Origin of the sequence: Treponema denticola (genome assembly GCF_024181605.1) — a bacterium.
GTDB lineage: Bacteria > Spirochaetota > Spirochaetia > Treponematales > Treponemataceae > Treponema_B > Treponema_B denticola_B.
Genome location: NZ_CP054477.1, coordinates 567888 through 589840, shown reverse-complemented (window position 1 = coordinate 589840; position 21953 = coordinate 567888). Strand labels below are relative to the sequence as shown.

17 protein-coding genes and 4 pseudogenes are annotated in these 21953 nt (G+C 38.2%); 4 read left to right on the top strand and 17 right to left on the bottom strand.

All coding sequences use genetic code 11. The features are described from left to right. The first annotated feature begins 222 nt into the window (after positions 1-222). The gene (gene pbp4b, locus E4N80_RS02555) at positions 223-2205 is read left to right on the top strand and encodes a penicillin binding protein PBP4B (protein WP_253700181.1); all 1983 of its coding nucleotides are present in this window, start codon (positions 223-225) and stop codon (positions 2203-2205) included. Then, on the top strand, positions 2202-3422 hold the full coding sequence (locus E4N80_RS02550; protein WP_253700179.1) for an exo-beta-N-acetylmuramidase NamZ family protein: 1221 nt from the start codon (positions 2202-2204) through the stop codon (positions 3420-3422). Before pbp4b ends, E4N80_RS02550 begins: the two co-directional genes overlap by 4 nt. Positions 3423-3437: 15 nt before the next feature. Here E4N80_RS02550 and E4N80_RS02545 read toward each other — a convergent pair. Further along, positions 3438-3743 (bottom strand): annotated as a pseudogene (locus E4N80_RS02545) (PD-(D/E)XK nuclease family transposase); the annotation flags it as partial. Between the two features lie 212 nt (positions 3744-3955). Continuing rightward, positions 3956-4042 (bottom strand): annotated as a pseudogene (locus tag E4N80_RS13020) (hypothetical protein); the annotation flags it as partial. Positions 4043-4232: 190 nt separating this feature from the next. Here E4N80_RS13020 and E4N80_RS02535 point away from each other — a divergent pair. Next, the gene (locus E4N80_RS02535) at positions 4233-4997 is read left to right on the top strand and encodes an Rpn family recombination-promoting nuclease/putative transposase (RefSeq protein ID WP_253700178.1); all 765 of its coding nucleotides are present in this window, start codon (positions 4233-4235) and stop codon (positions 4995-4997) included. A gap of 292 nt (positions 4998-5289) precedes the next feature. On the opposite strand, the gene E4N80_RS02530 is transcribed toward E4N80_RS02535, so the two are convergent. From E4N80_RS02530 to E4N80_RS02475, 11 genes and pseudogenes are all read right to left on the bottom strand, one after another. Then, positions 5290-5616 carry a BrnA antitoxin family protein gene (locus E4N80_RS02530; protein ID WP_253689408.1) on the bottom strand — a complete coding sequence of 109 codons (327 nt, stop codon included), beginning with the start codon at positions 5614-5616 and terminating at the stop codon, positions 5290-5292. Continuing rightward, positions 5585-5740: pseudogene (locus E4N80_RS02525) on the bottom strand (BrnT family toxin); the annotation flags it as partial. The gene E4N80_RS02530 and the pseudogene E4N80_RS02525, both read right to left, overlap by 32 nt. Before the next feature lie 290 nt (positions 5741-6030). Beyond that, positions 6031-7203, bottom strand: a complete 1173-nt coding sequence (locus E4N80_RS02520) for a formylglycine-generating enzyme family protein (protein ID WP_253700174.1) — start codon at positions 7201-7203, stop codon at positions 6031-6033. Then, entirely contained in the window at positions 7200-8045 is an 846-nt protein-coding gene (locus tag E4N80_RS02515) for a hypothetical protein (protein ID WP_253700172.1), read from the bottom strand. The genes E4N80_RS02520 and E4N80_RS02515 overlap by 4 nt, the downstream gene beginning before the upstream one ends. Before the next feature lie 77 nt (positions 8046-8122). Continuing rightward, positions 8123-8730 (bottom strand): annotated as a pseudogene (locus E4N80_RS13015) (PD-(D/E)XK nuclease family transposase). A 261-nt stretch (positions 8731-8991) separates the two neighbouring features. Next, the gene (locus tag E4N80_RS02500) at positions 8992-10053 is read right to left on the bottom strand and encodes a glycosyltransferase family 2 protein (protein WP_253700170.1); all 1062 of its coding nucleotides are present in this window, start codon (positions 10051-10053) and stop codon (positions 8992-8994) included. After that, a complete protein-coding gene (locus tag E4N80_RS02495; protein WP_253700169.1) occupies positions 10046-12508 on the bottom strand; it encodes a hypothetical protein in 2463 nt (820 codons plus the stop codon). The genes E4N80_RS02500 and E4N80_RS02495 overlap by 8 nt, the downstream gene beginning before the upstream one ends. A gap of 114 nt (positions 12509-12622) precedes the next feature. Further along, on the bottom strand, positions 12623-13489 hold the full coding sequence (locus E4N80_RS02490) for an Rpn family recombination-promoting nuclease/putative transposase (RefSeq protein ID WP_253700167.1): 867 nt from the start codon (positions 13487-13489) through the stop codon (positions 12623-12625). Positions 13490-13582: 93 nt separating this feature from the next. After that, positions 13583-14650 (bottom strand): dihydroorotase, encoded by a 1068-nt coding sequence (locus tag E4N80_RS02485; RefSeq protein ID WP_253700165.1) that lies wholly within the window; start codon positions 14648-14650, stop codon positions 13583-13585. Positions 14651-14677: 27 nt separating this feature from the next. Next, positions 14678-15271: a carboxypeptidase-like regulatory domain-containing protein gene (locus E4N80_RS02480; protein WP_253700163.1), complete on the bottom strand. Its 594-nt coding sequence runs from the start codon at positions 15269-15271 to the stop codon at positions 14678-14680. Positions 15272-15350: 79 nt separating this feature from the next. Beyond that, positions 15351-17063 carry a DEAD/DEAH box helicase gene (locus E4N80_RS02475; RefSeq protein ID WP_253700161.1) on the bottom strand — a complete coding sequence of 571 codons (1713 nt, stop codon included), beginning with the start codon at positions 17061-17063 and terminating at the stop codon, positions 15351-15353. Positions 17064-17154: 91 nt separating this feature from the next. Between E4N80_RS02475 and pyrF the strand changes: the two genes are divergently transcribed. Continuing rightward, a complete protein-coding gene (gene pyrF, locus E4N80_RS02470; protein WP_253700160.1) occupies positions 17155-18057 on the top strand; it encodes an orotidine-5'-phosphate decarboxylase in 903 nt (300 codons plus the stop codon). Here the strand turns inward: pyrF and E4N80_RS02465 are convergent. From E4N80_RS02465 to E4N80_RS02450, 4 genes are read right to left on the bottom strand one after another with little or no spacing between them, the layout of a single operon-like run. After that, entirely contained in the window at positions 18047-18961 is a 915-nt protein-coding gene (locus E4N80_RS02465; protein ID WP_253700159.1) for a DUF4340 domain-containing protein, read from the bottom strand. The genes pyrF and E4N80_RS02465 overlap by 11 nt on opposite strands. Beyond that, positions 18958-20445: a GldG family protein gene (locus E4N80_RS02460; protein WP_253700158.1), complete on the bottom strand. Its 1488-nt coding sequence runs from the start codon at positions 20443-20445 to the stop codon at positions 18958-18960. The genes E4N80_RS02465 and E4N80_RS02460 overlap by 4 nt, the downstream gene beginning before the upstream one ends. Then, the gene (locus E4N80_RS02455) at positions 20442-21188 is read right to left on the bottom strand and encodes an ABC transporter permease (RefSeq protein WP_253700157.1); all 747 of its coding nucleotides are present in this window, start codon (positions 21186-21188) and stop codon (positions 20442-20444) included. The genes E4N80_RS02460 and E4N80_RS02455 overlap by 4 nt, the downstream gene beginning before the upstream one ends. Further along, the gene (locus tag E4N80_RS02450; protein ID WP_253700156.1) at positions 21166-21951 is read right to left on the bottom strand and encodes an ABC transporter ATP-binding protein; all 786 of its coding nucleotides are present in this window, start codon (positions 21949-21951) and stop codon (positions 21166-21168) included. Before E4N80_RS02450 ends, E4N80_RS02455 begins: the two co-directional genes overlap by 23 nt. Positions 21952-21953 lie beyond the last annotated feature (2 nt).

Sequence of the window (21953 nt, the reverse complement as noted above, 5' to 3'; positions counted from 1 at the left end):
AATCAAATCCTGAAAAAAGTTTTTTTCAAGCGGTTTGTTTACAAAACCGCATACAATAATGCGACGTTTGCCGAAAGGCAAACTCGGCAGATAAACAGTGAGGCTGAATTCCTGCCGAACTGTTTATCGAACCTCCCAGTTCATTATATACAATAATCCGTTGATGTGCAAGAAGAAATTTCTCTTCTTTTCTATTTTTACATTTTATGATAGAATGGGCAAATGAAAAAATTTTTGTGCATTTTTTTTGTTATCAGCTTAATCTTGTCATGCCGCTCGGCTCAAATATCAAAGATAAAGAGCGAACCGGCAGACGCCTACATTTATAAATCGGAAGAAACCGAAGGAGGCTTTTTAGGCTTTCAAACGGATATAAGCTTTCCTCCGGATGAAGAAAAATACGATCCTTCAATTTTACCGAATAGCTTTATTCCTTTTAAGGCCTATACGGGACAGGGCTATGTTTATTTTCATACCGAAAATGTAAAAAAATTTCTTTTATATTTAAACGGAAAAAAAATAGATACAAAAAAAATCTGTAAAAATAAGTACACTCAAATTTATATCGGAGATGAGGTAATAAACGGAACCAATAACTTACTCATTACAAACATTGAAGCAGAAAAAGATGATAAGGGCTTTTTGAAAGCCTATACCTTATCGGTAAAAATCCCCTACCCTTCCATTATCGAAAAAAAAGAAAAATTAAATAATGTAAATTATAGAGCCTTTCAAATAATAGATGACATTATGGAGGCACAAACAGCAAACGGATTTCCTTCGGTTCAGCTTGTAGTGGTAAAAAACGGAAGGATGATAAAAAATTCGGCCTACGGTTATATCAGCACCGTTGACGAATTTGGGAAACCCCTGTTGCACAAAAACAAAAAGCCTATCACAAAAGAAACTCTTTTTGATCTAGCCAGCAACACCAAAATGTATACGGTAAATTTTGCACTACAAAAACTTATATCCGAAGAAAAAATTTCAATCTATGGCAAGGTAAAAGATTTTTTTCCTGATTTTCAAGATAACAAGAGGGCCCGCTTTAAGGGAAAGGGCGATATTACCGTTGAGGACTTATTAAAGCATCAGGCAGGTTTTCCGGCAGGGGCACAATATTATGTGAACAAAAAAATAACAAAAAAAAAGGAAAGCGATAAAAGACAAAACAAGGAGATTGTTTTAGAGCTGATTTGCAACACTCCCTTAATATATTCTCCTCGCACTGAGGTTTTATATTCCGATATAGATTATATGCTTTTGGGTTTGATTATAGAAAAGGTAACGGGCATGCCCTTGGATAAGTATACGGAAGAAAACCTTTACAAACCCTTAAATTTATCTTCAGTCTGCTATGAGCCTTTAAAAAAAGGATTTACAAAAGAAGATATCACTGCAACCGAAATACGCTCACCCAAAAGGACAAAGGACGAAAAATTTAAAGATATAAAATATTTACCGGTTCACGGAACGGTACACGACCCTGAGGCCTATAATTCAATGGATCAGGTAAGCGGCCATGCAGGGCTTTTTGCAAATGCCGAAAGTATAGCAGTTTTGGCTCAGGTAATGCTGAACGGCGGCGGTTACGGAAATATCAAACTATTCGATTCAAGCGTTTTGAATTTATTTACCAGTCAGGGGAATTTTTTTTCGCAGGCAGGCTTGGGATGGAGGAGGCAGGGACTTAATAACAGCTATGCTTGGGCTTTTTCGCAGCTTGCAAGTGCAAACACAATAGGACACACAGGCTGGACGGGGACATTAACCTTAATCGATCCTAAAGAAGATTTAATAATCATAATCTTTACAAGCGCAAAAAACACCCCTGCCCTTTTTGGAAAAAACTTGCGCGGAAAATATGAGGGCGATTTTTATCTTGCAAAAAACTATGGAGCCATTACCACCCTTATTTATTCCGCATTTAAAAACTATGATAATGCTCTGCTGGATCAAATGCTTATAGAACTTGCGGTAGGCAGAAAAGAACTTATAACTATGACACCTCAAATTTATGATAACGAAGGTTCCCGCAAGGATTTGACAGCCATAATGGAAAGCATAAAAGAACAATCAAAGCAATCTGCAGTCCTAAAACAATTTTTAAAAAGTGAAAAAGCTATGGCCATACTTGCAGAAATTCAATCAAGGAACTCAAAGAAAAACTTAGCAAAAAAACAAGCTGAAGGAACGGCAAGATGAAAAAAACGCTTTTTTTATTTTGCTTTTGTAGTCTTGCCCTAATAGTTTTTGCAGAAAAAAAAGCAGGTAAGCCGGACGAGTCCGATTTTAAAACGGGAATTGAACGCGTCGACGAATTTTTTAATCTTTTTAAAGGAAAAAGAATTGGATTGATTACCAATCAAACAGGTATAGACTCTTTAGGAAGATCAAGCATCGAAATCTTATACGAAAAGACTAATCTTTCAAGCCTTTTTTCTCCGGAACACGGAATAAGGGGAAATGCAAGGGATGGAGCCGGTATTTCCAACATGGTAGATAAAAAAACCGGCCTTACCGTTTACAGCCTTTACGGAAAAACAAAGCGGCCCACAAAAGAGATGCTTCAACAAATAGATGTTTTATGCTTCGATATTCAGGATGTAGGAGCAAGGTTTTACACATATATTTACACAATGGCCTATGCAATGGAAGCATGCGCCCGTGACGGAAAAACCTTTGTTGTCTTTGACAGGCCCAATCCTATAAACGGCATAAACGTTGAGGGGAATATTTTGGAAGAGAAATATAAATCCTTTACGGGCTATTTTCCGATTGCGCAAAGGCACGGCATGACCGTGGGAGAATTAGCCTTAATGTTCAATAAAGAATTTAAGATAGGCTGTAACTTAAAAATAGTCCCCATGCAGGGGTGGAGCCGTGAAGATTATTTTGAAGACCTTAATTTAATGTGGGTGCCTCCTTCGCCCAATATTCCTACAGCCGATACCGCCTTAGTTTATTCGGGCTTTTGTATCTTTGAAGGGGTAAACATTTCGGTAGGAAGAGGAACAACCATGCCCTTTAAATACATAGGAGCCCCCTATATAGATGCCGAGGCTTTAGCAGAAGCTCTAAATGCCCTCAAGCTTGAGGGAGTCTTTTTTAAGCCCGCCTATTTTACACCTGCCCTTTCGGTTTATAAGGATGAGCTATGCGAAGGAGTTCAAATCATCGTCAGGGATAAAAACAAATTCTTGCCCGTAAAAGCTGCAATCGCGGTGATGTACACAATAAGGGAAATGTATCCCGATAAGTTTAAGATAAATAACTACCCTGCCGAACTCTGCGGCCTCAATTTATTAAGCGGAACAAACAAGCTAAGCTCGATGAGCCTTTCCTTAGATGACTACTTTAAATTTATCGAAAAAGACGAAAAAAAGTTTTTAAAGATGAGAGAAAAGTATTTGATGTATTAAAAAGGCGAATGTCAATTAATTAATCGCTTCTACTTCTTCTTTGGAAAGACCCGATATTGTACAAATTTCGGCAATCGGGTAATTATGCATACGCATCAGCTTTGCCGTTTCGAGAGCTTTTTGGTATGCACCTTTATCAAGACCACGCTCAAGACCTCGTTGATAACCTTCATTTATACATGAAGCCCTATCATGTTCATATTTCATACGGGAATCATAAAGCCATTTTTCTTTTGGACTCATTTCCATTACTTCTATTGTTGCATTGGCTTTTGCCATCATTTCAGAACTTTCTGCTAACACTTCTCTCACCTCCTGATTAATTAGGGGAGGAAAGACACTTTTTCGGATAAAAGATTTCTTGACCTAGAAACTTCGTTGGTTGTTGCCTCCCCTATAACCCCTCCTATCTTCAAAAGAACCGCTTAGGGCTTGGATTGCTACGCCAGCTTGCAATCACTAAGAACCCGTCTTATTTTGTAAATTTTTAGCATTACCTTTATTAAAGATATTACCATATAAATATCAATTTTTCAATAGTTAAAAAAGATGGTTCGTTGGATAAACTCGCTGTTCCACCTGTTTTGAATTTCGATGTCGATAATTGTGTTGTTTTTTAGGCGTAATTTTACATTTTATTGATTATTTAACCGCAAGGGACGCAAAGCGTTGAGCTTACGCTCAACTCCGCAAAGGAATTTTTTAAAACTGCATCGATTACAAAAATCTTTTTATAATTTACTATTTTTTTTAAATATTTTCTATAAATATAATGAGGAGGGAGAATATAAAAAAAATAGGAGAACACAAATGATAAAAAGATTTGAAGATTTGACTTTACAAGACGATTTTATGTTTTGTAAAGTTATGCAAAATCCGGATTTATGCAAAAGACTTATTGAAATGATACTATCAGACACAATAGGCAAAATTGCATATATTTCGGTACAGCATAATATTAACACCTATGAACAGGCAAAGTCAGTGAGATTCGATGTGTTAGTACAAACTGAAAACGGTAAATTCTACGATGTGGAAATGCAGGTAAATAACGAGAAGAATATACCTAAAAGAATGAGATTTTACCAAGCAGCCATCGATATTTCGTTCTTGGATAGGGGGAATTCCTATAATAATTTAAATGACAGTTTTATAATTTTTATTTGCACTTTTGATGCTATCGGGAAAAATAAGCCCATTTACACCTTTGAAAATATCTGTCTTGAAGATAAAAATATATCTTTACAAAATGGAACAAAAAAGGTTATAATAAACTCAGAGGCTTTTGAAAATACCGAAGACAAAGAATTAAAAGAGTTTTTAGAATACCTTAAAACGGGCAAAGCAAAAAGCAAATTTACAAGGGAGATAGAGGCTATGATACAAACAGTAAAACAAAATGAACAAGCAAGACAAGAATATAGATTAATGTCAACTTTTGAGATGGATGCTAGGTATAAAGGTATTTATGAAAATAAGAGAGAAACAGCCAAACTTATGAAAATGGAAAAACTGGATATGTCTTTAATAAAAAAGATAACCGGTCTTCCCGAAGAAGAAATCGAAAAACTATAGCTTATACAGGCGGACATCCTGTCCGCTTTAGCAGCCAAAATTCCGCTTAGGGGCTCCGCCCCTAAGAACCCGCATTGTTATCAAATTTTTAGTTTAATCTTTAGCTGAGATTGAAAACAGAGGGATTGCGGTAAGTCTAAAGACGGTTCTGCAGAACACTCTGCCTCTCGTCCGAGTGGAGGGTATACACTCGTTCGAGTGTTCGGATAATTCATACACATCATAAGATTTGCTATTTCAAGTTTGTTTTTGTATGAGCCATCGGAAAATCCTTGTTTCTATCCTCAGTCAATTACCTTCTTCCAAGAGCTGCCATAGGGCAACCGTTCTGCTTTGCCCAGCGTAATACTGCATTCAAACGGGTCTGATAACCTTCCTCTCCTTGCTTCAGCCATGCAAGAAGGTCATCATCAATTTCGGTTTGCATATCGGCTTTTTGTTGTCCATAACCGTGAGGATGAAGTTTATACCATGGTTTATACAGTTTCAACTGTGCAGCCGTATCTTTCGGACAATCGGAAAAATCAGTATTCTTAAAATTATTCAGCCGTTCCAAATCTTCAGCGGGTATCTCGTAGTTTGCAACTTCATCTAAACTCATAGTTTTTATAGTACTCATCTATTTCCTCCTGTTCGGCAAGGCGTGCCGAAATAATTCTGATTGCAGTTTTACGTTCGGTATAGATAACAGTCAACACCTTATTTACCATACCGATTGTTTTGTACCTATGCTCATCTATTGAAGAATGTTCTGCATCATACCGCCTATGTCCTTATCTATTATTATACCACAACTTCGGTAATTTTGTAAGGGTATTATTTAACCGCAGCGAGCGCAAAGCGTTGAGCTCACGCTCAACTTCGCAAAGAAATTTTTAAAAACTGAATCGATTACAAAAATCTTTTTATAATTTACTATTTTTTTCAAATATTTACTGCACCACAAAACACATTTTGCCTGTTCGGTTTCACTGCTTCGGGCGGCTTACGCTGCGCCCTGCGCTGCTCAACCTCATAGGCAAAATGTGTGAACTTAAGGCCGGCAAGCCAGGCGGAAGCCATGAATGAAGCTCCTGTAGTCAGGACTGTGGTTGAACCGTAGGCCTACAGCGCAGCCGTTCGCGTAGCCGAGCCAACTGCCGCCGCGTTCGACGCGGCTAGAGCCTGACGCGGCACCTTGAGGATTGGTAACCTCGCCGGTTGCTATCTCGGCTTCGTACCCATCAAAACACCATTCCCATACGTTCCCGCTCATATCGTGTAAACCGAGTGCATTTGCAGTCTTGCTTCCGGCTGCGGCGGTCTTCGTTACCGCAGGTGTTTGATGTATCCAGCCGGTTCCGTTCCACCAATTATAGTAAACGGCAACTCTAGTAAGTTCATCCCGTAAACTTTCCCAAGTTTCTCCGTCGGGTAGGCTCAGTCCGTTAAAGCCTATCGGCTTTGTTGCTCCGCTTGCACTGTTTAGTTTGGTCAGCCATACATTACTACCACCTTCGCCGTAGTCTGTCGCATTTGTGTTGTCATTTTGCCGGCGGGCTGCGTATTCCCATTCCGCTTCGGTCGGCAGCCTAAAGCCTTTTTTACCCATATCGGCGTATGCGGCATCGCAAGCAGTTGTAGCAGTTGCATCTTTTAATACCGCAGCACCAGAAGCATTGCTTTCGCGGTATACACATTGCTCATCGGAGCCCAGCTTCATTTCCGTATACGCATTACACCATACTATGCAGTCCCGCCAGCTTACCATCGTTACAGGATGATTTTTGTTTGCTGTAGGAGGCTTACCGATATTCGCATAATTAGGATAACTACCTCCACCGCCTGTGCCGTCCCAACCTTCAAGCCCTTTGTTTGCAAAGACGTATCCCTTACCATTATCAGTACTCCATTTGAGTACACTATACCATAACTCATAGGTTACCTCCATTTTGCCAATCTTATAGGGACTCAGTTTTACCGTGCGCCCTGCAATAAATACGCCTTTCCAATAATCTTGACTTCCGGGTAAGGGGTAGTCAGGGGCAACGCCTACGATGCCGTTTGCAGGAGGTGTGACAAGAACAAAATCGTAACTTTGAGAATTCCAATTTCCGGCCCCTTCATTCCCCGAATCCTTATCCAGCATGTTTTTAAAAAACGGGTTTTTACAAGCCGTAACCGATACAAAAAGTATCGCCAAAAATAAAACAAAAAATTTTTTCATATTCTAAATCCTCCGCTGATTCCTATTGCCCAGATTACGGGATAGCCGCCTCTTAGATAGGGTTCGATAAAAAAGTTATTTATTGTAAAGCGGTAACCGAATGCGGCTTCGCCGAGGGCATACATAAAAAGTTTTGAAGGCTCTCTTTCTTTTAGGCCGAAAACGGCACCGCCTTCCAATTGGATAAAAAAGCCCGAATCCCGTTTTTTTATCTTTGAAAAATCATAAAAATTCCAACGGAATAAGAGGGCTGCATCAAAAATATGATGTTTTTTAAAGTCATTGGAATAAAGAGTCCTGGCTCCCAAGGATAGGTGCCCTATTTTGAGTTTTAAAGGAAGCATAAAAAGGGTGTAAAGTCCCGTGCCCATCGCATAACCGTCAGGCGAATTCATATTTGCCTCGGCCAAGAGTCCTAAGGACCAGTTAAAAGTTTTTTTATCCCTACCGGCAAGGGAGATTCCCATTGAGGGCTTTTCAGGCGGTTCAGCCGGTTGAACATGGTCAGCCGAAACATCACTCTCTTTTGCCTTAGATGCTTTTTTAAGTTCTATCTTTTTGGGTGCCGCCTTTTTAAGTACTTCCTTCCCGGGCGTTTTTGTAGGTACAACCCTTTTAGGCTCTTCCTTTTTAAGTTCCGTGTTTTCGCTCTCCTGTTTAGGTTTTTCAGGCTCGGCAGTTTCCGTTTTAGAAAGCTCCGCCTGCTCTCCGGTAGGGTGTCCTACAGGACTTCCCGAAGATTGTCCCGCAGGGAGTTTTTGATAAACAACGAGTGTTCCCGCAACTACCAGCCCCAAAAAAATGAGAATCAATACACCTATCTTCCAATACTTTTTCTCCATAAAGTATATTATAGCACATAAATGAAAAATTTGTCAAATCTCAAAATTCGGCATAATTACACATTACAAATTACCAATTAATTAATCGCTTCTACTTCTTCTTTGGAAAGACCCGATATTGTACAAATTTCGGCAATCGGGTAATTATGCATACGCATCAGCTTTGCCGTTTCGAGAGCTTTTTGGTATGCACCTTTATCAAGACCACGCTCAAGACCTTGCCGATAACCTTCGCTTATACATGATGCCCTGTCATGTTCATATTTCATACGGGAATCATATAGCCATTTATCTCTAGGACTCATTTCCATTACAGAAATAGCGGCATTTGCTTTTTTCATCATCTCTGAATTTTCTGCTAACACTTCTCTCACCTCCGGATTAATTAGGGGAGGAAAGACACTTTTTCGGATAAAAGATTTCTTTCCTCCCCTATAACCCCTCCTATCTTCAAAAGAACCGCTTAGGGCTCTGCCCTAAGAACCCGTCTTATTTTGTAAATTTTTAGCATTATCTTTATTAAAGATATTACCATATAAATATCAATTTTTCAATAGTTAAAAAACATATTACTATCCAATATACATTCTAACAAGTCCTGTAGTACGTCCTTGTTTTCTTCCACTCCGAATACTCGTTTAAAAGCATAGTCGTTGCGGAGGGTTATTTTAAATAGTTGCTTCATATAAAACTCCAATAAAATTATTTAAAAGAGAAAATTTCTCCCCTTTCATAATTATTGTATGAAGAGTTTGCAATAAATAGTAAAATTTAAAAAAAAAGTAAATTTTATTGATTATTTAACCGCGAGGGACACAAAGCATTGAGCGCACGCTCAACTTCGCAAAGAAAAAAGTTGTTTCTTGTAAAGGTGTTTTTTAAAGTCATATGAATAAAGGGCCTTGTCAAACCCAAAATTATCATTTCGGCGTAATCACCCCTTAGCCTATTCATCCTTCATGCTTTTTTCAATTTGTTTTACATAGTCTTCGCCCCAGTAATCGCAGAGAATTGCGTAGGCTTCGGCTTGGAGGCTGCCGGTAAAATCGTTGTTCATTTTAGTTATGTTTTTTTTAAGCTGGTTATTGCAGGCGATGCGTAATTCATCTATATATTTTTCGTCAAGGGGATGCTCCTGAATATAGGAAAAAATAAGGGTGAAGACAGAGGCAGAGGAACAGATTTTTTCCCAGCGGTCGAGACTTGTAACCTGAACAGCTGAAGATATACCCGTATCGTTAATATAATTATATACAAAAGAATTGATGCCGTAGTACGAGGGCTTTTTTAAAAGCACAAAAAAATATACCAAAAGGTCTTCCGCCATAATACAAAAAATATGGGGAAGCTCGGCATACACCTCTTGCAAAAGACCGGTACGGAATAGCTTAGCACATAAAAAACCTGAGTGTTCTTTTTTGATTAAAAAATTTTCAAGAACTTCGTTTCCCGAAAGAAAACCCGGATGTATCGACTGCACGCTTTTTGAAAAAGTGTCGAATTTTTCCGTATTTTTTTTATCTGCCATATTGAACTGAGGAACTGACAGCCGCATTTTGCCGTGAATAATATCCGTAGCATTTGAAAGAATACCGCAGCCCGAAGCAAGCAGACCATCATAAAAATTCAACAAAGAATCGGAAGGCATGGTATCATCGGGATCTATAAAAAAAACATAGTCTCCGCAGGCAGCATTTACCAAAGTACGGCGGGCTTCAACCAGTCCGAGATTTTTGGAGTGTTCCAAAAGAGTCAGAGGAATACCGAGGTTTTTGAATTTCTTTTTATAGGGTTTAAGAATTTTTGGTAAAGAAGAACCGCCGGGGCTTCCGTCATTTACGATGAGGATTTCGATGGGCAAGGTATCTTTATTATTCGAAAAAAAGCCGCTCTTTTGAACGGCGTTTTTAAGCAGCAGGTTCTGAGCTAAAATACTATCCAAAAGAGCAGGCAAAGAGCTTTCCGTTCCGTAAACCGGAACGGAAAGACTTATAAGAGGCCTATTCACTTGTCCAGATGAATGAGCCGCCGGAATAGCTCAATTGTTTTGAGAAATTGATTCTAACATGAGTAACCGTTTCATCAGGATGGGCCCAGTTTCCTATATCAAATACAAACACCTTATTTTTATTTCTGGGAGCCGTTCCCTTACCGTAATAGCCGTCGGAAGCTATAACGAGTTTCTTTGGCTTAACTGCAATAAAGCGGTAGGGGGCGAATTCTCCAGACGTTGCAGGCCTAAGACCGTCGTTTTTATACAGTACAACAACATAAGAACCAAGGGATTTGGTATTCCCGATTTTAAGCAGTTTACCGCCTATAAACACCTCCGTTGCCATGGAGGAAACGCCATATATATATCCCTTTTGGTTAGTTGTAAGACCGTATAATACGCCGTCTGAAATATAAAGAGCATTGAGGTCTTCATTGATGTATGCGTTTGCCTGTTCCTGTGTCCAAGGAGAAGTATAGTTTGTCGATGTTTCATCAATAACGGTTACGGTTTCAGCAGCACTAATATATCCCGGAGAGTCAAGCCGTTGATGTGCATATTTTTTAACCCTAATCATATATTTTTCATTTTGAGTATTCTTATCGTTTACGGTTTTTACCGCAACAAAAATGCCGTCCTTATTTGCTGCCATTGCAGTAACGGTGTCATATTCGCCTAAATCAGCCAATTTAATTTCGGGCGCTGTTGCTGCATAAGAGAAAGTATCCGTAGGCCATGCAAGCCGCTCTATTTTATGAGTATAAGGATAATTCAACGGAGCCTTATAATAAAACAAAATTGTTCTTCCCGCATCGGCAGCAATGGAAGAAACGGAAACCGCCATAGCCTCCGGTTTATTAGATATGTCCTTTTCTCCGTCGGTCTCATAGCTTCCGTCATCTTTTAATACATATCGGTATAATTTTTCATCGCTGCCGTCTTTGCCCGAAACATAGAAGTTTCCTGCGCTGTCATAACAAAATACATCGCTGTATAAAACACCGATGGGGGTGTAGACGCCGGAAGTTATAAACGGATGAGCACTTGATAAGTCCTCATCGCCTCTTTCTACCTGATAGTAACTCATCCCAATTCTTGAGGAGTCGGCATCAGATTTCCACACTATCATCTTCGTATTAGGCGTTCTCCACTCTCTCCATTCGTTATACCATTTTGCGGGCCCGGCATCACTAAAACTTAAAGTATTTGTTGCGATATTAAGAGCTGCGATACGGTTGCGGTTTTTAACGATACGGGCACCTGCAGGAGTATCGGCAGCATCAAAGCCGTCATCGGCTATGTAGATGTTTTCTTCATCAAAGCCGATTACTTTTACAGCCCCGTAAAAGTTTTTGGAGTAGTCGTAGTTTTTTAATAAGCTGTCTTCAAAGCTGACGCTGTTTGAAAAACCGATTTTTACAGGAGGAGCAGTCAAATTGTTTATATTATAACGGACGACACCGCCTAAAGAGTAAAGGTTAGAATCGCTTGAACCCGCACTTTCATTCACGGTATTAAAAAGCACATATACATAATCGCCGCGGATAAAAAGATCGTTTACTTTCGATTCTTTGCAAGGGTGAATATTAATATGATTCTCGATTGCAATTGGTATCGGATTTTCTCCACTCTCCAAATTGTTTTTGAAGTTCAGTTTTAAAGGGTCAGAGGGATTATCTGTCCATGTCCATACAACCCGATTATTATCTATTGCCGCTGCATCGTTATAATGTAAAAGGCTTGTGGGAGGGCTCAAAGCAGAGATGTTCAAGTTTTCATCTATCTTCATAATATTTCCGGAACCATTAATACCGTACATCTTTCCCGTCGTATAATCGTTCGCAAAACAAGAAATCGACTCCATGACATAGTTAAGAAGTTCACCCTCACTCGTATAGCGATAGATATGAAAGTTGAACTCATTAACACTAATATAAAGCCGTCCCAGGCTGTCGCGGCCAAAGCTGTACTCTGATTGCGATGAGTGAGCATTAATTTCTTTTCCGTCCATATAGAGGGTTAAGTTGTATGGGGTAGTAGGAGCATCAGTCTTCTTCTGTGTAAACAAAAGATTTTTTAAGCCTGAAATGTTTTTGTTTAAGAGGACTCTTACATGATTTTGACCTGAAACTACAGTGTGAAAAGCCCTACCCGACCATTGACCTGATGGGTTAATTGCCGTAACTATTATCTCTATCTTTTCACCGATAGGTACAAGCTCAATCAAGGACTTAGGTTCTTCGGCACCGAGTTCTCTTGTTACCGTATAGCCGTCTTCTCTGATTATATCGATTTTCATACTAGTAGTCGAAAGAATTGGAAGACCGTCGGGACCCAAGGCTCTGGCACCGTCGGGAAGGCTTTCGTCAAAGCTTAAAATAAGCTCGCCGTATTCTTCTTTTAAAAACAAATTACAGGATGACACTATTAAAACAAGTATCATCAAAATAAAAATTAATGTCTTTTTCATAAAAACCTCCTATAGTAAAGGCCGAATATAACTGTTCTTACATTATTATACATCAAAAAATTCAAAATACCAAGCAAAATTGAAAAAAAATTGTTAAATTTTTTCTCACACTAATCAGAGTTTTTCTATCTCTTCTTTGCTAAGGCCTGTCATTTGCATGATAAAGTCAATTTCACAATTTGCTTTTTTCATAAGATTTGCCGTTTCAAGTTTATTTTGGTAAACACCTTTATCAAGACCACGCTCAAGTCCTTGTCGATAACCTTCGTTTATACATGAAGCCCTGTCATGCTCGTATTTCATACGGGAATCATATAGCCATTTATCTTTAGGACTCATTTCCATTATTGTAATAGTATCATTTGCCTTTCTCATCATCTGTGATTCTTGTGCCAGCATATTACGTACCTCCCAATCATCAGTTTCTATAAATTTCAGCCAGTTTAATAAGCGTTTTGTTTTACTATTTTTATATTGACCTTCTTTTAAGAGCCTTGCCTTTTCAAGGTTCAATATATGAATCTCAAGTTTTGAAACTAAAGGCTCTTTTGTGTCTTGTTCTAAAACAAGATACTTGTTGTGCAAACGCTTATTTTTATTAAAGCCTTTTCCTACCAAGTTTATTGTAATACACTTTGGCAGTTTTGTATAGTCTTGACCTTGTTTTATTCCTTCATTGTACATCTTAGACCAATAATACAAGGTTCTTTCAGGAAAATCAAAATGCCAACTGTTTTGAATTTCAATGTCGACAAAGGTGCCGTCTTTTAGCCTTAACTTGATATCCAAAATACCTAATTTTTCACTTAAAAGCTCTTTATGAAACTCCTTATCCAGAAGCTCCAAACCAGCGATGTCATCAGGCGGAATGTCTAAAATACACTCCAATAAATCCTGTAGTACGTCCTTGTTCTCCTCAGTACCGAATACACGCTTAAAAGCGTAGTCGTTGCGTAAAGTTATTTTAAAAAGTTTTTCCATAATTAAGCCCCGTTAATAATTTTTTAAAAGAAGAAAAATTTTTCCCCTTTCATAATTATTGTAGAGATTATTTAAAGTTAATAGCAAAAAATTTTAAAAAGAAAATTTAGAAATACCAAAAAATTCAAAGGCATCGAAGGGGTAGCCGGTTCTTAAACCGGGGAGGGAGGCATCGATTTCGGTGTTTGAGGGGACTTTATAAGGCAAATCAAGTTTAAAAATACGGTTTACGGCCTTACCGCAAAGCTCGTCCAGTCTTTTTTCGGAGCAGCCGGCCTTGCGCAGTTCTTTTAAAAGAATCAGAGAACCGGCAAAGCCCGGAATACCGGAAGCACCTTTTTTCTTATCTTCATATGTGTGGGGAGCGTGGTCGCTTTCAATCCAGTCAATCCCGCCTAAAATGAGAGAATTAAAAACGGCTTCCTGCTCTTCTTTTTCACGCAAGGGAGGGTTCATTTTTACAAAGATACCCGACTTTTTATAAGAATCAATATTTAAGAGGGAGTGATGAGCCGTAGCCCCGCACGAAATACTAATACCGTTTTTTTTTGCCTCGGCAACAAGCCTTATTCCTTCTTTTGTGCTTATGTGACAGATATGAAGATGTCCCTTAAAGCCCTCGCTTTGCATAAGTTCAATCTGATCCTTTATGGACTCGGTTTCGGCAACAGGCGGACGGGCAAGGCTGTGAGTAATAGGATTTTCAATATCGAAGATGGAATTATTCATAAGGCTTTCTTTTTCGCAATGAATAGCAAGAATGCCTCTGTAATCGAATTTTTTAAGAGCGGCATAAACTTTTCTCTGGTCTTCTTTTTCAACTATACCCATGTTTCCGGTAGAATGACCTGCAAACATCTTAAAGCCTACTATTTTAGGAAAGTACTCTTTATAGAATAAAACCATTTTTTCTATTTGGGAAACATCGGAAGTGAGACCGCCGTAAATACCGTAAAAGGCAGAAAGGCCGGACTGCCTTATAGATTTTTCCGCCAGAGCAAAACGCTCTAAAACAGCTTCTGCATTTGTAAGAGGCGGATTGGTATTCGGCATATCAAAAAAGGCCGTAAAACCTGCGGGGCAGGCCAAGGCCAAGGCATGGGCTATGGTTTCTTTATCGGATAAAAGACCGTCTCTAAGATGAACATGGGAATCTATCATAAACCAATCTTATTTAAAAACCTATATTTAGAAAAATAAAACGGCTTCGCCGTAACCCTCATCTTTTATAATGCTTATTTCAAGTTTATTTTTCCCGTCAAATTCAATACCGTCCAGAATTATTTTTAAAGCATAGGCCTTTATAGGTTCAACTCCTTTATTAATCGTTTCGCTTATGACCCTCATAGTAACAATTTCGTAAAAGTCCCCATTGACGGAAACGGTTATATCATCGGTGCTTAGTTCAGGTGCAATTACTTTTTCCGTGCCTAAAAGGTATTTTAAACTCATGGGCCTAAAATAAAGCATCATGCAATTATCTACATCTAGAGAAGGGAAAAATATCAAACTAAAAATTTCTATTTTACCAAGAATAGGATTTATCTCAAGGTCTTTCCTTAAATCTATATTACAACCCCAAAAGTCAAGAAATTTTTCATTAAAACCTTTTGAAGCGATAAAATAAGGATATTTTTTAGCATCAGCTTCCAAAGAAAAACGGCCCGATTCATCAGCTTCACCGCTGATTATAACTTCAAACCTTTCCGTTAAAAGAGCAACTTTAGCGTGACTGACAGGCTGTTTGTTTTTATCCCGCACAATTCCTTTTATAACATTCATAAAAATAACTCCTGTACTCCAGATTATAGCGTATAGGATAGAATATTGTCAAGCAAAAATTAGAAATTTCAAATTAAAACTATTTACGTTTATATTTTGAAGCGGCACTTCGATTTTCTCTTTTTCTTTGTGTTCCGGTTTTCCGCTTTTGACCTCTTTTACCTTTACCGATAGAACCGTAATTAGCCGGAGCCTCACTTTTTACGTCAATATGCATATGAGGTAAGCCCCTTTTCTTTTTACAGAGGCGTAGAGCATCATTTGCGGCATTTTTAGGCATTGTAGCGAGGGAAAACTTATCCATAACCTCTATGTCATCTACAAGCCGTTCGGGGATTGAAAGAAGCCGGCTTAGCATTTCGGCAAGCTTGCGCTTTGTAATTCCGTCTTTTCGGCCGACACCTATATAAAGACGCAAAGAATCGTCATCCGATTTTCGCACCCTCCCTTCGGAACGCACAGGCTTGATTGTTTTATAATGAGCGGGCGATAAAAATGAGCCGTACTGCATTTGAAGAATAAAGGAGAGAACTGTTTGAGCATCTCCGTATTCTACAAGTTTATTTGCAAAGGCTGCAAAACCCTGTTCGGGTTTTTCTTCACTTATACGCTTTTCGATTTGGGCTGCCGTTTCTTTTAAGATACGGGTTCGCTTGATTTCGATGACTTGTTCGATTGAAGGAATTTTGCCTTCTTTTAATTCTCCGCGGGCATGTTTGCGCAGGTACTCTATTCTTTTTACCTCGTTGGGGCGTACAAAACTTACGGCAACCCCTGCCGCTCCTGCCCGTCCCGTTCTTCCTATACGGTGGGTATAGGTCGGCCCGTCATAAGGAATTGCATAGTTTACAACATGGGAAATACCCTCGATGTCTATACCCCTTGCGGCAACATCGGTTGCAACAAGAATACGGGTCTTTTTTGCTCTAAAGCGTTCCAATATTTTTTCCCTTTGGCTTTGAGGAATATCCCCGTGGAGGGCGGCAGCTTCGTAGTGCCTTTCGTCAAGCTCTTTTGCAACATCATCGGCATCGATTTTTGTTTGGCAAAATACGAGGCCGTAAAAGTTAGGGCTTGTATCTATAAGCCGGACAAGGGCTTCGGTTTTATCTCCTTCCCTTACGACCCAAAAAAATTGTTCCGTTAAAGACGCTCTTTCTTCTTGAGGTTCTTCTTCGACAATTTCATAGTCGCCCATAAAGTCGGAAGCTATGCTCAGTATCTGCTTGGGCATCGTCGCCGAAAACATTAAAACACGGGCTTCAGGATTTGCCTTTGAAAAGATGTTTTCTATGTCTTCGATAAAGCCCATGTTAAGCATCTCATCGGCTTCATCCAAAATAAAATATTCTATATCTTCGATTTTTAGGGAGCCCCGATCGAGATGATCCATTATGCGGCCGGGAGTTCCTACAACTATTTCGATGCCTGTTTTTAGGCTTCTGAGTTGAGGGCCTATCGCCGCTCCTCCGTAAACGGTTGCAATACGGGGATATTCTTCGATTCTAAAAGATTCAAGTTCGCCGGCAACTTGAACGGCCAGCTCTCTGGTAGGAACCAAAATAAGGGCTCTCACCTTTCCGGTATTTGAACGCAGCTCCTGCACAAGGGGAAGGCCGAAGGCTGCCGTCTTTCCCGTTCCTGTCCGAGCCTTAGCGATAACATTTGCTTCTCCCGAAAGAAGGCGGGGAATAGCCAAAACCTGAATAGGAGTAGGTTCTTCAAAACCCTTGGCTTCAACTGCTTGCAGGACTATATCGTCAAGTCCCAGTTCTTTAAAAGTAATTAACATAATCTCTTAAATATAATAAATAAACAAAAAAAAATCTATAGCTTAACGATAATTGACACATCTTCCGTTTTAGGCTAAACTTACCGCCAATATGAACTACATCGACTTATTAAAAACTTCGGCTAAAAAAACGAATAACTGTGCATGTATGGGCTTAGACCCGATTTTTGAAGCTATTCCGAATAAAACGGGAATGGTAAAGGATAACCTTGTAAGCTTTTTTAAAGAGCTTTTCGATAAGATGCAGGAAAAGAATTTGGTTCCCGCAGCTTTTAAACCGAATATAGGTTACTATTCGGCCCTTGATAAGCCCAGGGAAAAGGATTTTTCGGGCTCCGAAAGCCTTGCAGAAATTTTATCTCTAATCGAAAAACACTTCCCCGGTATTCCTGTAATCCTCGATTCAAAGCGGGGAGATATTGCCCGCTCCAGTCTTAACTATGCTATCGAGGCCTTTGACGGCTGGAAGGCGGATGCGGTAACGGTCAGCCCCTACATGGGAAGCGATTCTATTCTTCCATTTATTTCTGAAAAATATTCGGATAAGGGGGCTTATATTTTAAACCGAACCAGCAATCCCGGAGCAAAGGATTTTCAAAATCTTAAAACCGATTATGACGGTAAAAATAATCCGGAGCTTTATATCGAGGTTGCAAAAAAGATTGCTTTTTATGCAAAGGAATTTCCGGGAACGGGAGCCGTTGTCGGTGCTACGGGAATGGAAGAGCTAAAAATAATTTCGGGTATTTACGCCCAAGCAGGAGAGGTTCCCATGCTGATTCCGGGAGTCGGCTCCCAAGGAGGAGATGCAAAAACGGTAATGGAAGTTCTTAAAAATTCCGGCTGCAATTTGGCCCTTATAAGAATAAACAGCTCCAGTGCCTTGACCCATCCTTGGAAAAAAGCACCTGTGCCTGAAAACTATTTGGAGCTTTGTATAAACAATATCGAAAAACTTCTAAACGAGACGGCAATTAACGGCATCAGTTTTTAGAATTCTCAAAAATAGAATTTAAGATGGAATCGATGCGGCGTTTTGTGTATCCGCTTATGACATAAGAATTATTAGAAGCGGAATCAAACAAAATAAAATCGCCGCTTTCCATCGGTGTAAGAAGAATCTCTATTTTTTCTCCCGTCCCTAAAATTAAATTAAGCTCTTGAGTTTCCGAATTGGTAATCGGAAATGCAGGAAAAATATCTATACATGAAAATTGTTTTAAAAATATTTCCAACTCGCCGAATTTTTCTTTATGTTTATCCGAACGGGTGATAAGCTGTTTGTTTTTTTCGATAAGCTGAATTGAGTTATTTTCAAATTTGTATTTATAAATTTGCAGGTCGAGCCAAAAGTTAGATTTTACGGTTAAAAAAGAAGATAAGACATCAGGCATAATAAAAATTTTTGTGCGGGCATCTATTCGGACATAACGGTTTATCCCCAGCGTATCGTTTTTTCCGAAAACATAATCGCCCATTATGGTTTTATCGGAACGCAATAGCTGTAGACGGGCAGCATGATCTTCATCCAATCCGAAATTAATATATTGTTTTATGTCATCGCTTACAAACCTAAAATTTTGTTTAGTACTTAAAACGGAAAAGAGTCTTTCTATTAAGGCCGATTGAACCTTATATTCTCCAGATTGAGTACTCAAAACAAACTTATCCTTTTTTTTGGTAAGCCTTAACTCGTTAAAACGCGGAGGAAGGGAATTATCGGGAATAGTAAAAACAATTTCATCTATGTTTTCTATATTTTGTCTTGATACAAGTGAAGTGTTAAAAACATTTGCTTCATTTTTTGGAATACTTACAAAAATCAAACTTAAAAGAAAAAAAATATTTGCAAAAATCAAAGCTTGAGTATATTTTTTTAACTTAAAAAAGCTTTTCACCTTGATCTCCTTTGTTTTATAAACATATAAAGCCCTAAAATAAAAACGGAAAGAGGAAGAAGTATAATAGAAATTAATCTTGCCCTAAATACAAGGCTTGTCATTTTTTCTCTATCTTCAAATTGTTTAAAGGGAGGAGGAGAATGTTTTTTATTTTTTAACAAAAGAAGATTGTCTTTCAAAGAAACATATTCCAAACAGTTTACCATAAAATCCATATTGTATGTGGAGCCGGTGTAATCGATTGCCCTGCTTATCATATACTCATCGCTTATAACCAAGATACGGGAAGGCTTTGTTTGTCCTGCAACTATAACCGAAGGCTTAAACGATGCATCTTCAAATTTTTTAAAATGATTTTCAAGAGGATCGGTGCTGTAAGAATCGAAAACCGTCAAGGAGTTTTGACCTGTAAGTACATAGGGAACAAGCTCGGTGTTTTTATTTAAATCCAAATCGATTGAAGAAGGCCAAAAAGAAATCAAAGGCCGGTAAGCTGCAAATATCGGATGGTCTCGGTTAATACCGCTTAGAGGAAACTGAATCCAAAAAGGATAATTAATTAGTTTTGTACCTTTATTATCAACTTGAGCCATCGTAATGCGGAAGTTATTTATTAAATCCAAGGCCATATCGGCATTTATATAAAAGCCGTGATGAGAAAGCACATCCAATAAAAAATCTTTTACCTTAGGCTTCGCTTTCCAAGAACCTTTTACATCGACCTTATTTCCTGAAACAAAAAAAACAGCCCTGCCCTCTTTTTGTAAAAACATATCTATCGCAGCAGCGGAAGAATAATCTATATAATCCGAACCTATAGCCAAAAGAGGAAATTCGGCAGGTATATTGCTTACAGGCAATTCCAAAGGTAAAACATTAAAACCTGCATATTCAAGCCAAGGAATGACATAAGAATAATCTGTTTCAAGCAAGGCAGGATCTGCAATAAGAAAAACCGTTCCGGCTTGGGTATTTCCTAAAGCATCAGACCTCATACTTAAAATAAATCTTGCAAGGTCATACTCTAAGGTATCAATATCATCAATAAAGGGTATAATTCTTGTTTGCCCCATATATTCTATCATAAGACCGGAATACAGCTTATGGATTATCTTTACGGCATTGTCTTGAGCTTCTATTTCACGGGGAACCAGCCCTATCTTGCTTATAGCATCCGATGAAAGGCTTGCAGTATCTTTTAGTACAACATCAAAATTTCCATTGGAATATAATTTATACTCCGAAAGCATATCGTTTAAATATTTTAATGAAGGGAAAAAATTATCTACATTTGAACTTTTAAACCAAGTTACCTTTACGGAGCTTTCAAGATTCGTCAATAATTCTTTTGTATAATTTGACAGGGTGTAATTTTTTTCTTTTGTAGTATCAAGTCTAAAATATATTTTTGAAGAAACAAGAGAAATTAAAATAAGCATCAAAACAAAAAGCAAAAATTGAAACTTATATTCTTTTTTCATCTTACATTCCTTTGTTGTGTTAAAATAAAAACACTAAGCTCAATTCCTAAGGCGACTAAAATTAAATAGAAGATAATGTCGCGTGAATCAAAAAGCCCTCGTGCAGCCGATTCAAAATGAGAACTAAAAGAAAGATAAGAGATAATCTCATTCAGCAATAAAGGAAGATTTAAATTTTTTGTCAAAGGATAAATAATTGTAAAAAATAAAACCGTCAAAAACGAAAGCAAAAAATTAATTTCAGGTTTACCGCTTACTGCCGAAAGGCCAAGAGAAATCGAAATAATACCCGCACCGAATAAAAAAATAGAAAAGTAAGAAACAAAAAAAGAGCCGGAATCGAAATAAGCCAATGGAAAAACTGAAAGCGGTATTACCAAGCTTAATACAAGCATAATAGACCATATTAAAATAAGGCTTAAATATTTTCCCAGTACAATATAGCGGATTGAAACGGGCAAAGAAAATAAAAACTTATCGGTAAATTGTTTTTTTTCATCACTCCACGAACTCATCGTCAACATAGGAATTACAACACAAAATAAAAGAGGCATATTTAAAAAAAAGTTTTTTAAATCCGACAAGCCTGCATTAAACCACGAATCGGAGCCGATAAAAGCAATAGCCGCGCCGGACAGAAAAAAAAGAGAAGCAGCATAAAAGGATGAACTTTTATATATCATCTTAAATTCTTTTTTTGCAATAAAAAAAATAAGATTTTTATTCGTTTTTTCTAAATTCATTTTTGTTTATCCCTGCAAAAAATTCAAAGGCTTTTTCCAATACGGTATAATTTATTTCAGAATCGAACTCGCAGCCTTCAGCCGCCAGCTGTTCTTTTATTTTTAAAAGATTACCAACGGCTATTATTTCTCCCTTATTGAGCAAAATATGATTGGAGCAAAGCTCCGCAGCCTGCCTTAAATCATGAGTGCATATCAAAATTGTTTTTTCTTTTGCAATATGCAATATTTTTTTTTCAAAATCTTTTACCTGCACCGAATCAAAACCCGAAGCAGGCTCATCTAAAATAATTAACGGAGGATTATGTAAAACAGCTTGAGCTAAGCCTACACGCTGCTTAAAGCCCTTGGATAAACTTTTAATTAAGTGATTTCTTACTTCATCTATTTCACAAAAATCGATTACCTCATTTAAAGCAGCATCCAATTTTTCTTTTTCTATTCCGTGCATTTGGCCTGCAAAATATAAAAAGTCATAAACTGTCATATTTGAATAAAGAGGATTTTGCTCATATAGAATGCCTAAAAGTTTTTTTGCTTCAAGTCCATCAGTTAATATGGAGTGTGAACCTATAAAAGCATCTCCTTCATCCGGAGTATAATAACCTGATATACAGTTTATGATACTGCTTTTACCGGCACCGTTTAAACCTAAAAGCGAAGTTATCTCTCCCGTTTTTACTTCAAACGAAATATTTTTACAGCCTACAACCGGAGCTTTTTTGCTTCCGTAATACTTACTTAAGTTTTCTACTTTGAGCATGG